At 42.2% G+C, this 12,753-nt stretch carries 10 protein-coding genes; 2 read left to right on the top strand and 8 right to left on the bottom strand.

Annotated elements, in window-relative coordinates:
* Window positions 1-34: 34 nt before the first annotated feature.
* Window positions 35-583 carry a protein disulfide oxidoreductase gene (locus tag ACIGBM_RS00975; protein WP_397476472.1) on the bottom strand — a complete coding sequence of 183 codons (549 nt, stop codon included), beginning with the start codon at window positions 581-583 and terminating at the stop codon, window positions 35-37.
* 196 nt (window positions 584-779) lie between these two features.
* Window positions 780-2,417, bottom strand: a complete 1,638-nt coding sequence (locus ACIGBM_RS00970; protein ID WP_102094613.1) for a carbon-nitrogen hydrolase family protein — start codon at window positions 2,415-2,417, stop codon at window positions 780-782.
* Between the two features lie 537 nt (window positions 2,418-2,954).
* Here ACIGBM_RS00970 and ACIGBM_RS00965 point away from each other — a divergent pair.
* Window positions 2,955-3,584, top strand: coding sequence for a BLUF domain-containing protein (locus ACIGBM_RS00965; RefSeq protein WP_397476471.1), 630 nt, complete (start codon window positions 2,955-2,957; stop codon window positions 3,582-3,584).
* Between the two features lie 98 nt (window positions 3,585-3,682).
* On the opposite strand, the gene ACIGBM_RS00960 is transcribed toward ACIGBM_RS00965, so the two are convergent.
* Entirely contained in the window at window positions 3,683-5,119 is a 1,437-nt protein-coding gene (locus tag ACIGBM_RS00960; protein ID WP_397476470.1) for an FAD-binding oxidoreductase, read from the bottom strand.
* Between the two features lie 336 nt (window positions 5,120-5,455).
* On the opposite strand from ACIGBM_RS00960, the gene serA reads away from it, so the two are divergent.
* Window positions 5,456-6,682, top strand: coding sequence for a phosphoglycerate dehydrogenase (gene serA, locus ACIGBM_RS00955; RefSeq protein ID WP_057758460.1), 1,227 nt, complete (start codon window positions 5,456-5,458; stop codon window positions 6,680-6,682).
* A gap of 149 nt (window positions 6,683-6,831) precedes the next feature.
* Here the strand turns inward: serA and ACIGBM_RS00950 are convergent, their stop codons facing one another.
* From ACIGBM_RS00950 to ACIGBM_RS00930, 5 genes are all read right to left on the bottom strand, one after another.
* On the bottom strand, window positions 6,832-7,905 hold the full coding sequence (locus tag ACIGBM_RS00950) for a rhodanese-related sulfurtransferase (protein ID WP_397476469.1): 1,074 nt from the start codon (window positions 7,903-7,905) through the stop codon (window positions 6,832-6,834).
* A 191-nt stretch (window positions 7,906-8,096) separates the two neighbouring features.
* Entirely contained in the window at window positions 8,097-9,224 is a 1,128-nt protein-coding gene (locus ACIGBM_RS00945; protein ID WP_397476468.1) for an HNH endonuclease, read from the bottom strand.
* 150 nt (window positions 9,225-9,374) lie between these two features.
* Window positions 9,375-9,956: a tetratricopeptide repeat protein gene (locus ACIGBM_RS00940; RefSeq protein WP_057758462.1), complete on the bottom strand. Its 582-nt coding sequence runs from the start codon at window positions 9,954-9,956 to the stop codon at window positions 9,375-9,377.
* Between the two features lie 413 nt (window positions 9,957-10,369).
* Window positions 10,370-10,978 (bottom strand): methionine biosynthesis protein MetW, encoded by a 609-nt coding sequence (metW, locus tag ACIGBM_RS00935; protein WP_057758464.1) that lies wholly within the window; start codon window positions 10,976-10,978, stop codon window positions 10,370-10,372.
* Entirely contained in the window at window positions 10,975-12,345 is a 1,371-nt protein-coding gene (locus ACIGBM_RS00930; RefSeq protein ID WP_397476768.1) for a homoserine O-acetyltransferase, read from the bottom strand. The genes metW and ACIGBM_RS00930 overlap by 4 nt, the downstream gene beginning before the upstream one ends.
* Between the last annotated feature and the right edge of the window lie 408 nt (window positions 12,346-12,753).

Below are 12,753 nucleotides of genomic sequence, written 5' to 3'. Positions count from 1 at the left end.
ATGATTTATTGAAACATAAAGTACGACTCAAGTACTAAAAAACAGACGTCAACCATAAGCGCAGTTTCAATGACCATAATGGCTGAATCCCTGTTAGTCCTTGTGTCATCTCGCCATTCTCTAATACTACATAGGACGGTGTGACTTGCCCTTGCCAATCTGCAAAGATATTGCCTTGTTGATCATTTATGGTGGTGAAGTCAAACTGATGCTGATCGAGGTAGCCGCGTAACTCTTGATTTGAGCCTGACTGTACGACAACAGTGACAACGGGATAGTTATCTGCTGCTAGTTTATTGATGGTGGGTGAGGTAAAGCTGCAGACTGAACACCACGTACCCCAAAAGTATACCAGTGTGGGACGCTCATGACTCATCGCTGCCAAGTCGATAGTTTGCCCTTGGTAATCGGTCAGTTGCAACTGAGGGTTGGCAGGCATGACAGGCTGTCGCCACCAATTGACCACGCTATAGATCACGATAAACATGAGACCGTATAACATTATCGTTTTAAGTATCGAAACTATCTTCGGCTTCGGCTGCTTCTTTGGCTTTATTTCTGTTTGTTCAATATCAGTCGTCATGACATCCGCTTTTTAGTTTGCATATTGTTTTCAGTTATTTTCAGTTGTTCTCAAATAATGGCTTATCGTCACTGCTTATCTTATCGTGATTGCCTATATGATCATTGCACAAAGAGTAGACAGTAGATAAAAATAAACGGCTGAAAATCAGCCGTATTATTTATAAAGTCTACTATAAGTGTGCGACGTCAACCTATTATGGCTTTTGTGCTCGGTTTTGTAATGGATCACCAATCAGTACGCTGCCTGAATTTTCGCGGCGCTGCTCATCACTTAACTTGCTCGCTGGTACTTTAGCTTTGCGCTTCCACTTTAAGCTGAACAAATCATCACGGCGGTCGATTAAGTTATGTACTGAGCCTTCATGACGAACGTGAGTCAGCTTGTCTAAGTTTACATCAGAAAAGAACACCATCTCCGTGTTGGCAGTGGTCTCTGCCATAATCGCATCATGCGGGAACGCAAAGTCTGATGGTGAAAAAATCGACGACTGAGCGTACTGAATATCCAAACTCTCAACTTGCGGTAAGTTACCGACTGAACCACAAATCATCACATAGCATTCGTTTTCGATAGCACGGGCCTGCGCGCAGTGGCGAACACGTAGATAGCCGTTTTTGGTATCGGTCCAGAAGGGCACAAACAAGATATCCATGTCATCAAGTGCCATCAGACGTGCAAGCTCAGGGAACTCAACATCGTAGCAGACCAAGATACCGATACGGCCTGCATCCGTGTCAAATACTTTAACTTCATCGCCACCTTCGATTACCCAAGCGCTGCGCTCATGCGGAGTAATATGAATTTTGCGTTGCTCTTCAACGGTACCATCGCGGCGGCATAAATAGCTGACGTTATACAAGGTATCGTCTTCATCTAGTAACGGCATCGAACCGGTAATGACGTTGACGTTATAACTGACGGCTAAATGCGAGATTTCGTTTTTGAACCACTCGGTATAACCGGCTAGAAATCGAATGGCAATATTTTGATCGGTTTCTTCGCATAGACCCATCAAAGGCGCATTGAAAAATTCTGGTAAGCAGGCAAAGTCTGAGTTGTAGTCAGCCATGATATCGACAAAGAACTCAACCTGTTGCAATAGCTCCTCAGGTGATTCGACTTCACGCATCTGCCACTGAATACCACCAATACGCACCTCAGACTTGCGAGTATTAGGCTTATAGTCTTTAGGCTCGTAGTAGATATTTGCCCATTCAAGCAAGGTAGCAAAGCCCTTTGATTGTTTATCATCTGGCAGATAAGCAGTCAAAATACGTTTAACGATAAAGCCATTAGACAGCTGAAAAGACAAAGCTGAGTCGTGAATTTCACGGCTTTCAACGGCATCAATATATTCGCCTGGAGTCAGATCTTTATGGTTATGATAGTTAGGTATGCGTCCACCGGCTAAGATAGCGCGGAAGTTCAACTGTCGGCATAGTTCCTTACGTGCATCATACAGACGACGACCGAGACGGTAGCCGCGATAATCAGGGTCAATGAGTGCATCTAAACCATAAATGGCATCACCTTCTGGATTGTCTCTGATGATTTCTTTTTGCCCAATCAAATCGTCATAGGTATGCGGGTTCGAAAATTTGGCATAGTCAACGCGCATAGAGAGCACGATACCAATCAGCTGATCATGATCAAACAAGGCAATCTGACCTTCAGGGAAAGCATCAATCAAAGTATGAATGGTTGTCTTTGACCATGCGCCACCCAAGTTTACATAGACACGATCCATTAAGGCTTTTAATTGTGGATAATCTTTTTTCTTAATCTCAGCAATCGTGAGATGAAAGTCATCTAGTTTTTCCATCTTACTCATAAGTTTCCTGTTTTAAATAGCTATTGAATGTAGTGGTATCAAATAATGGTGTTATAGCACGTTGATGTACCGATTTTTGTGCAAAAAAGTAATAAAAACATTCCAATAGGAAGATATTGTCGTTACAATAATTTATTGCCGTATTTACAATAGGTTATGTTGATATATTAGGCCGTTTTGCTCACTTTATTTAGTAATGATTTTGGCTAACATAGAGGACTAAAGGATAGCGAACGCCGCATTCTATACCACTTTATACCTATTGGGTTTGTGAGCACCGATAAGCGCATAACCCTGCATTATCATTGTACCTGCGACTGTCTTGCTATTTATTATCTCAATATAGAATCTAAATAATATCTATCAGCACCTTTTGTTTTGCTTGTTATCATAGCAAGCTGTAACGGTAATAACAGTCTCACGTAGTAAATATTTGCTACGTTTTTGTGAGTCAATTTTTTGGTTCAACTCAGGCATAGTATTGTGTTGCTTGTTTCGTTTAGCCGTATCTCATCGGCTTCTTAGGATTATTTTATTATGCCTTTAAATCATACCAATAGAATCATGAAGTGGGATGACATAGATGACTCCGCTTTGGTTCAGTTGGTTTATGTCAGTACGCTGACTCTTGGCTCGCGTTTGAGCACCTCTATCTTTGATGAAGTAGAAGGTCATGCACGTAACTACAATCAGCAGAATAACATCACAGGCACACTATGCTACGGCAATGGTCATTTTCTGCAATGTATTGAAGGCAAAAAGTCAGACGTATTTAATCTGCAAGAGCGTATCTTTGTCGATAGTCGTCATAAGAATGTAGAAGTGTTGCTATTACAAGTCATCAATCATCGCAGCTTTGCCGACTGGCGTATGCGCTTGCTGTTTTTAGAGCGTTGGTTGTGGTCCCCCGCGACCAAGAAACAGGCCGTACAATTATCTCCGTTTTTACCATTTGCGCCGCACGGCTGGTCGTCTGATCGGACTGAGCAGTTTTTGCAAATTATTAAAACTTTCGATAGTCCACCCCATATTAAGGCGGCAGGTATTACTTATAATGCATTGGGTAATATGGTGCGTCATATCGCGGCACCGCATCAGGCGTTTCTGATTATTCAAGGGTTTTTGAGCATACTACTGGTCGTCGCACTGATACTGTTATATTTATAAATCGTAGTTTTTGCGAATTATAAAGTAATAAAAAAGACGCTAGCCTCTCGGGTTAGCGTCTTTTTATTTGGGTTAAGCGTTTAGCGTTCACAACCTAATCACATATCAAAAATCTTACCGCGGTTCATAATGTTGTTTGGATCGAATACTTTTTTGACTTCTTTTAAGTACTCAATCTCAGTCTCACTGCGGCTATAGTGCAGATACGGCTTCTTTGTCATACCAACCCCATGCTCAGCAGACACTGAACCACCATATTTCTGCACTGTCTCAAACACATATTTATTGACAATCTGACACTCAGCAAAGAAATCATCTTTGCTCATGTTTTCTGGTTTTAGAATATTGAGATGCAAATTGCCATCACCGATATGACCAAACCAACAGACTTCAAAGTCAGGATAGTTGCTACTGACGATATGATCAATCTCAGTGATAAACTCTGGCACATGACTAATTAGGACAGATACATCGTTTTTATAAGGGGTAAAGACTGAGATGGTCTCAGAGATATACTCACGTAGTTTCCACAGCTCTTCGGCCTGTGCCAAGCTCTGACTCATGACACCATCGACGACCCAACCTTGCTCCATACAATGCTCAAATATGGCCATGGCTTTGTCCATGATTGGCTCATAAGGCGCTTCAAACTCTAATAGCGTATAGAATTTGGTACGTGACTCAAACGGCTCTTGTACTTGACCATGTGCCATCAGCTTATCAATCGCTACATCGTCAAAGAACTCAAAAGCGGTCAAATCAATTTGTGCTTGAAAGGCAGAGAGTACGTTCATTACATCGTTAAAGCTGTCCATGCCAAGCACCATGACGTTTAAGTCTTGTGGCTGACGCTCAAGTTTGATTTGCGCATGAGTGACAAGGCCAAGCGTGCCTTCACTACCGATGAATAATTGGCGCAAGTCATAACCAGTGGCGTTCTTTACCATGCCGCGATTCAGCTGCAAGATATCGCCTTTACCCGTGACGACAGTCAGTCCCATAATCCATTGACGGGTCATGCCATAGCGAATGACTTTGATACCACCTGCATTGGTACCGATATTGCCACCGATTTGACTAGAGCCTGCTGAGGCAAAGTCGACAGGGTAGTATAAGTCTTTTGATTCAGCGAATTCTTGCAACTGTTGGGTGACCACACCGGCTTCGACTTCAACTATTCGATCGGCAGGATAGAACTGTCCGATATGGTTCATTTTATCCATGCTGACGACGATTTCACCGTTGGCAGCGACAGCACCAGCAGAGAGTCCTGTACGACCACCACTCGGGGTCAAGACAATATTGTGTTCATTGGCAAGGAGTACGATGGACTGCACTTGCTCTGTAGTCTTTGGAAAGACGATAGCAGATGCAGCTGGGGGAAAATGCTTGGTCCAGTCTTTGCCCCAATGCTCTAGGCTTTCAGCATCGGTTTTGATTTGGGTTGGGTCGAAGTTATGAGTATCAGTAAGCGTGCTCAAGATGGTTTGCACGGCATTGGTTTCGGATGTGTTCTGAGCGGTAGTTGGCGTCATGGTCAAATCTCAATATTGGCGTAAGCACGATGCTGGGACTGCTTATTATATAGCGAAATAACTATAAATTCAGTGGTGAGTCAGCTCGTAGAGGTAATAAGTGAATGATAGTTTTTACATACAAGAAGAGGTAAGTAATAAATAATTGATTCGAGCGGTTTTAAACAGAATAATTCACTATAGCATAAAAATTTTTCAGGCTTGATAACCAATAATTCATCTAATCTGCTAACATCGACCTCAAATTTTGTGTAAGATATCGGGACTGTTTTCGTTTCCTCCATCATAGATTATCCAACAGGTAATCTTATAAAACAATTATAGGACAGTTCTCATATGGCGTTATCACTACAAAAAGACAAAATCCGGTTTTTATTGCTTGAAGGTCTACATGACAATGCCCTAAAAGTATTGGAAGGAGCTGGTTACCACAACATCGAGAATATCAGTCACGCCTTAGATCAAGACGAGCTGATTGAAAAGATCAAAGATGCTCACTTTATCGGTATTCGTTCGCGCACTCAGTTGACGCGTGAAGTACTTGAGCATGCACACAAGCTTATCGGCATTGGTTGCTTTTGTATTGGTACCAACCAAGTAGATCTAGACGCCGCTCGTGATCTTGGTATCCCTGTCTTTAACGCGCCATTCTCGAACACCCGTTCGGTAGCTGAGCTAGTATTGGCCGAAGCCATTATGCTGTACCGCGGTATTCCTGAAAAAAATGCAACTGTACATCGCGGCGGCTGGGGTAAGTCTGCGACTAACTCACACGAAGTGCGCGGCAAGACTATCGGTATCGTCGGTTATGGTTCTATCGGCTCGCAGCTGTCTGTCTTGGCAGAAAGCTTTGGTATGAAAGTCATCTATCATGATGCCGTGACCAAGTTGCCACTAGGCAATGCGGTACAAGTTGGTAGCTTAGAAGAGCTATTATCAACGGCTGATATCGTGACATTGCATGTACCTGATGTACCAAGCACTCGCTATATGATGAAAGCTGAGCAGTTCGCTCAGATGAAAGAAGGCAGCTACTTTATCAATGCGGCTCGCGGTACGTGTGTTGAGATTGATGATCTGGCAGATGCGCTTGAGTCTGGTAAAATCTTGGGCGCGGCTATTGATGTGTTCCCAAAAGAGCCAAAATCAGCTGACGAAGAGTTTGAGTCACCACTACGTAAGTTTGACAATGTGATTTTGACGCCGCATATCGGTGGTTCAACACAAGAAGCACAGGCCAATATCGGACTGGAAGTAGCAGATAAGTTTGTTAGATACTCTGATCAAGGTGATACGGCGACGGCTGTGAACTTCCCAGAAGTTTCTATTCCGTTCAAAGAAAACTCGCATCGTCTACTACACATTCACAAAAACGTGCCAGGCGTACTGTCTCAGATTAACCGCTTATTTGCTGAAGCTGGCATTAACATCCTAGCGCAGAGCCTGATGACAGAAGGTGATGTTGGTTATCTAGTGATGGATGTCGATTACAATGATTCGACCGCTGCACTAGACCAGTTAAAAGATGTCGAAGAGACTATCCGCGTACGTATCTTATTTTAATATAGTCAATCCGCTTTCAAATTGGATTAACTATATCAGTGCTAATAGTTTTGATAGGCATTGAAAGTTTGTCATAAAAAAAGAGAGGCTCTATTGATTAGAGCCTCTCTTTTTTATTTCACTTCTTTTTTATTGTACTAATGCTAAGTTTAATTGGCTTTCGTGTTGTTTGCAGCTTCTGCCTGTAGACGCGCTTCCGTCTTAGCAGCTTTACGTTTTTCGATTACATCCATCACATCACTACCGATATGGGCTTCCCCACGCTTCTTGGCTAGCTGCATTTGGTGCTCACGCTCACGGAAACGTGCTTTCTGCTCATCAGTCGCTTTGTCGATACAGTGCGGGCATGACTCACCTTTGATATAGGCAGGGCTTTGCATGTCATCGACAGTGATCGGCATACGGCATGCAAAACACTGCTCGTAGCTGCCTTTTTCTAAGTTGTGGTTGACCGAAACGCGATTATCAAAAACAAAGCAGTCACCTTGCCACATAGAATCATTGGCAGGGACTTCTTCGAGGTATTTTAGGATACCACCTTCTAAATGATAAACCTCTTCAAACCCTTGCTCGCGTAAATAGGCAGTCGACTTCTCACAGCGGATACCACCCGTACAGAACATCGCGACTTTTTTATGCTTGGTTGGATCAAGCTCTTTTGAGACGTATTCTGGAAACTCGCGGAACGTTTCAGTGTTTGGGTTGACTGCATTTTGGAAGGTGCCGATTTGCACTTCATAGTCGTTACGCGTGTCGATCAAGGTAACTTCAGGATCTGAGATCAACGCATTCCACTCGCTTGGTTTTACATAGCGACCAACGGATTCCAATGGATCGATATTCTCGACACCCATGGTAACGATTTCTTTTTTTAGCTTTACCTTAGTGCGATAAAAAGGCTGTGCGTCAGTATAGGACTCTTTAAAGGTAAACGTACCAATCGCCTCAATACTACGCAGGTAGTCAAGTACGGTATCGATACCTTGACGCGTACCAGAAATCGTACCATTAATGCCTTCGCTTGCAAGTAACAACGTACCTTTCACATCGTTATCGAGCATAGTGTTTAGGATAGGCTCACGATATTGCTCAAAATCAGCAAAGCGCGTGAACTTATATAGTGCGGCAACGACGATATTATTAGTTACACTATCGTATACAGGGGCTGAATTGTTGTCAATTATCGCGGTTTCTTTGATATTACTATCTTGAGAGGTGCTCATGTCTTTCTCCTGCTGGCTAGGTCGCAAACCTAGTGCGTTGGGGTTAAAGTAACTTTTCAATTTAAAGCATTAACAAAATTGTGGAATTGGTTAATGCGCGCGTAGTGTAGCAAATTTTGCTAGAGTTTTGAATAGTTTGTATTGCTTGGCTTGATGTTATGGAAAACATTATATGAAAAATTTAGTATTTTTCAGCCTTGTTTATAGATAGATTCCCTATGATATTGTAAATACTTCCTATGCTCAGAAGAAATATTTGATAGTTTCATTTCTTTGTTGATAGATAAGGCCTGAAGGTCATTGGCACTGATTTTATTTGAGATTAGTATGTGACCTAAATCATCGAAACTTATAAAACCTGCATCAAAACACACATCCAAATTTGGTGATAGAAGTAAGCCGTTGTAAAGGCTAAGACGTTCTATGTCTCCGCATTCAGACCAAGGTTTGATATGAGATGCTCTTAATAGTTTTAGTTCCTTACATCCAGTGACAGCACAAGCAGACCAATATTCGATAAGACTTTGTCTAAACTGACCTTGACCAATACGTGATTTTACAATTGAGTCTCTTTCTGTACTACTACGACTTAAATACTCACTAACATCAGCAAGCTTATCTTCTCTTTCCATTTGTGCAGAAAGCATCCAAGCAAACGAATGAGCATCTAACAAACTAACCTCATTTTTGAGTTCTTCAATTAGCATTATTTTGATAGCGCTAATAAGTTGCAAATAAACAAAGTAATTTTCCCAAGAACAACGTTGACTAGTTTTGAACTCTATTCCTAATAATGAGAATGCTCTATCAAAATAAGTAGGTGCGATAGGTAAGTATTTTGAGTTATCTTTAACAAAATAAAGATAAGCTAAAAGAGAATAATTCTTTCCAAAAATTTTAATCAACTCATCAAATATTTGTTCGTCATTTGATGAATGATAAAGGTTAAATAAAACGCTCTCAATTTCTTCTATCTTAACAGGGTTGCCAATTGCTTCAAAAAGTGGTTGATGTGGTCGATTTTGTTCGCCATAGCGATTTTGCCATGGAACTAAATTATTATCTGGAAACTCAATGGCCTCGATAGTTGCTAATATAATTTTCCCACTTCCAATATCATAATTTTTCCATGTATGAAGCGAAAGCTTATTGCGAGCAACTCTGTAAATCTGATACTTATATCCTTCTTGTTGATCTGTATAAGGATGTGAAGCAAAAGACACAAAAGCTATATTTGACTTTTCTTCCACAAACTTTATAAAAGCATCGTACTGTTTTTCAAATAGGTATGGGTTTATTATTGGGGTAACTGTTTGCATAACATTCCTTCGACTTAGGAGGCTACAAGTTTATTAGGCATATATAATTAAGCTGATTTCACTTTATATAAATTTTTTGCTTTGGTACACAAAAAATCCAGCTCAAAGGCTGGATTTTTATTTTTAAACTAAAACTGTATATTGCTAGATTTACTTACTCTGAAACCAAGTATCCGCTTTGCTACGAGCACTAGCGATGTCATCACTTGATAAGTTCAATGCCAACTGACCAATTTTACCGCGTGCTTTGTTGCGGACTTTTTCATCTAACATGCCATCACGGGCAGCCAAGTCATACCATTTATAGGCATCGACCAGATTTTTTTGTTTTTCGTCTAATAGCGCAAGCGTGTAGCTAGCACGGTTATCGCCACGCATCGCAGCTTTTTCTAACCACAGACGGGCTTGTTGTAAGTTAGGCTGTACGCCTTCGCCGCGCAAATACATGATGGCAAGATTCAACTGAGCAGGGGCAACGCCTTGCTGAGCGGCTTTGGTATACCACTGGATTGCTTGTTGGGTATTTTGCGCAATTCCTTCACCTTTTTGCAAACGCTTGGCCAGATAGAACTGAGCGTGATCGTTACCTTGGGCGGCACGACTAGACAACTCGCTCACAGGCATAAGCTCAAAACGTGAGGTATCAAGCGGTACGTTTGATATTAACTCAGCATTGGCTAAACCAGCACAAGAAAATAATGCAGTAAACAACGCAGCTTTTAATAATTTCATAGCAGCTCCAAAATTAGGCAGTTAATAAGCAAAAAAAATTGTACCGCTAAACATTGTCTCGCTAAAGACAGTCAGACGGCGATAACAATTAGGTGGAATCTTGCGATATGAACTTACCTAATCATTAGCAAAAGGGGGTTGTCATTTCTAGATCAGAGATTTCACCCTAACTGATTAGACAAACGGTCGTAATAGTGGGGTGGCTGACAATATTTTGCTAGCTTAACACCCAAACTTACGAAACTCAAATACTAATTACAAGGTCTAATAGACGTTTGTACTTGATTGTCCTTAACAAAATCAGACAGTTACTAAAAACTTATATTAAGTTAACAATCTATTAAGGTTGATACTAGCTCGTAAAGCACTGTTTAGCACTCTATAAAATACAAAGATAGCTGAGCATTCACCGGTTATTTTTTGGTTACTCGGTAGATAGCGACGTCTGCTAATAAGTTAGGGGCTTGTCTTATTAACGCCTTCATCAAAGGTGTATGGCCCTTTTCAGAATCGCTAACCGCAAAACGATTAATAATATGAATATCATGCTGCGCACATAATAGTTCAAAATCTTTAAAGGTACATAGATGAATGTTTGGCGTGTTGTACCATTCGTAAGGCAGCGCTTCAGAGACAGGCATCATACCTTTAAGCCCTAAATGAATGCGGTTTTGCCAATGCGCAAAGTTAGGGAAGGTAATGACTGCTTCACGGGCAACTCTCAGCATATCAAGCAACAACTCGTCAGGTGCTTTTACTGCTTGTAGGGCACGTGCCATGACGACCGTGTCAAAGCTGTTATCAGCAAAGCGCGCTAGACCATCGTTGAGGTCCTGCTCGACAATTGACAAGCCATTGCCAATTGCCTCATTGATTTTGTCTTCATCAATCTCTAGTCCGTAACCTGTTACGCCTAGTTTTTGCTGTAAGTGGGCAAGCAGCTCACCATTGCCACAACCTAAGTCCAGTACATGTGCTTGCGGCGCAATCCAGCGCTCTGCCAGTTGGTGATCCATTCTCATGAGCGCTCTCCTGTGGCTGGGCGGCTAGGGGTGATAAATGGTGCAGTCAAAAATCCTTTAACCGCACCCATGTAGCGAGGAATATCAAATAAGAAAGAATCATGTCCGTGCGGCGCATCAATATTGATATAGCTGACTGGTTTGCCAGTGGCCATCAGCGCATCGACAATCTCTTGCGAGCGCTCAGGTGCAAAACGCCAGTCAGTGGTGAATGACACGACTAGATATTGGCATTGTGTATGAGCAAAGGCAGCTTTAAGCGCAGAGAGCTCTTGCTGACGATCAGACTCAATATCTTCAATCGTCGTTACTGCATCTTCTAACTCACTCTGTGCATTGGCTTTGCTAGACTCGACTGACGCCGCGATTGAGTCTTCTATTTGCACTGCCGACTCTGTAGTGTCTTTTACTACGGTTGATGGGTAGTCGCGCGTCGGATCAAAGTAATCTAAGGCTTTGGTCATGAGCAGATAAGTATTGGCGTCGAAGTTTTCACTAAAGCGTTCGCCTTGATAGCGTAGGTAGCTTTCGACCTGAAATTCAACATCGTAGCCATACATGAATTTACCTGATTTTAAATCACGGCCAAATTTGGCTTTCATCGCGTCATCAGTTAAGTAGGTAATATGTCCAACCATACGCGCCAATATCAGTCCGCGACGAGGATAAGTGCCTTCTTGTATATAGCGTCCATCTTTAAAGTCAGGGTCGGATAATATAGATTGGCGCGCCACTTCGTTGAAGGCGATATTTTGAGCAGATAGCTTGGGTGTGCTGGCGATGACCACACAGCGCTTTAACCGCTTTGGATAATCAACAGACCACTGTAGCGCTTGCATACCGCCCATTGAGCCACCGACAATGGCGTGCCAAACGTCGATGCCTAGACGATCTGAGAGCATTGCTTGGGTTTTCACCCAGTCTTTGATGGTGATCAGCGGAAAATCAGGGCCATACACTTGCGGCTCATCGCTGCTATTTGCATCAAGGCTGTCCGAACTAATACTATCCGAACCAACGCTATCAGGGTTAATAGTGGTAGGCCCTGTTGAACCAAAACAGCTACCGATATTATTGACACACACCACATAGAACTGATTGGTATCAATTGCTTTATTGGGACCAATCATATTGTCCCACCAGCCTGCTTTTTTGTCATCAGCGCTATGGAAGCCAGCTGCATGATGATTGCCCGATAACGCGTGGCAAATCAGAATTGCATTTGATTTATCGCGATTGAGTGTACCGTAAGTCTCTACCATCAAGTCAAACGAGGGCAGGGTACGGTTGCATTCTAACGTTAAGGGCTCAGCAAAATGAAAATTCTGAGGCGTAACGACACCCACAGACCCTATAGCACTTTCAATATTGGCTGAGCTATTAAGGTGAGGTTGTGAATCAGGATGCTGGTCACTGGTATTATCAGAGCGTGCGTTCAAAGCTACCTCGCAAGACTACAATCATCAATAAAATAAAAGCAAAATGGCACGTTGCTAACAGGCTATTTTACCTACACGGTTTTTATAAACTGGGCCTGCCTATTGTATGGTGATGCGCGTTGGAGTACAACCGTCGAGCGCGCCTTTCGAGCGCATCGATCATAGTTTTTATAGAAGGTGCGCTAGAAATGAATAACGAGTAAGCCGCCAGCATCAAGTAATCAAGAGTCAATAAATAGCAACTGCGTATCAAATTGTATAGGTGCGCTTTTAGCCCGCGTCATTAATAGATAAAATGCTACACTAGTAAGGTGTTCATTCAACTGTGTCTTAACA

Source organism: Psychrobacter sp. NPDC077938, assembly GCF_044542635.1.
In the GTDB taxonomy this organism is placed as follows: Bacteria; Pseudomonadota; Gammaproteobacteria; order Pseudomonadales; family Moraxellaceae; genus Psychrobacter.
The sequence above is the reverse complement of the archived record's forward strand: the minus strand, read 5'-3'. Positions and strand labels throughout refer to the sequence as shown.

What these genes read in the sequence shown, in the direction of transcription:
- ACIGBM_RS00975 (WP_397476472.1), bottom strand. Translation starts at nt 583, where the DNA reads ATGACGACTGATATTGAACAAACAGAAATAAAGCCAAAGAAGCAGCCG.
- ACIGBM_RS00970 (WP_102094613.1), bottom strand. Translation starts at nt 2,417, where the DNA reads ATGAGTAAGATGGAAAAACTAGATGACTTTCATCTCACGATTGCTGAG.
- ACIGBM_RS00965 (WP_397476471.1), top strand. Translation starts at nt 2,955, where the DNA reads ATGCCTTTAAATCATACCAATAGAATCATGAAGTGGGATGACATAGAT.
- ACIGBM_RS00960 (WP_397476470.1), bottom strand. Translation starts at nt 5,119, where the DNA reads ATGACGCCAACTACCGCTCAGAACACATCCGAAACCAATGCCGTGCAA.
- serA (WP_057758460.1), top strand. Translation starts at nt 5,456, where the DNA reads ATGGCGTTATCACTACAAAAAGACAAAATCCGGTTTTTATTGCTTGAA.
- ACIGBM_RS00950 (WP_397476469.1), bottom strand. Translation starts at nt 7,905, where the DNA reads ATGAGCACCTCTCAAGATAGTAATATCAAAGAAACCGCGATAATTGAC.
- ACIGBM_RS00945 (WP_397476468.1), bottom strand. Translation starts at nt 9,224, where the DNA reads ATGCAAACAGTTACCCCAATAATAAACCCATACCTATTTGAAAAACAG.
- ACIGBM_RS00940 (WP_057758462.1), bottom strand. Translation starts at nt 9,956, where the DNA reads ATGAAATTATTAAAAGCTGCGTTGTTTACTGCATTATTTTCTTGTGCT.
- metW (WP_057758464.1), bottom strand. Translation starts at nt 10,978, where the DNA reads ATGAGAATGGATCACCAACTGGCAGAGCGCTGGATTGCGCCGCAAGCA.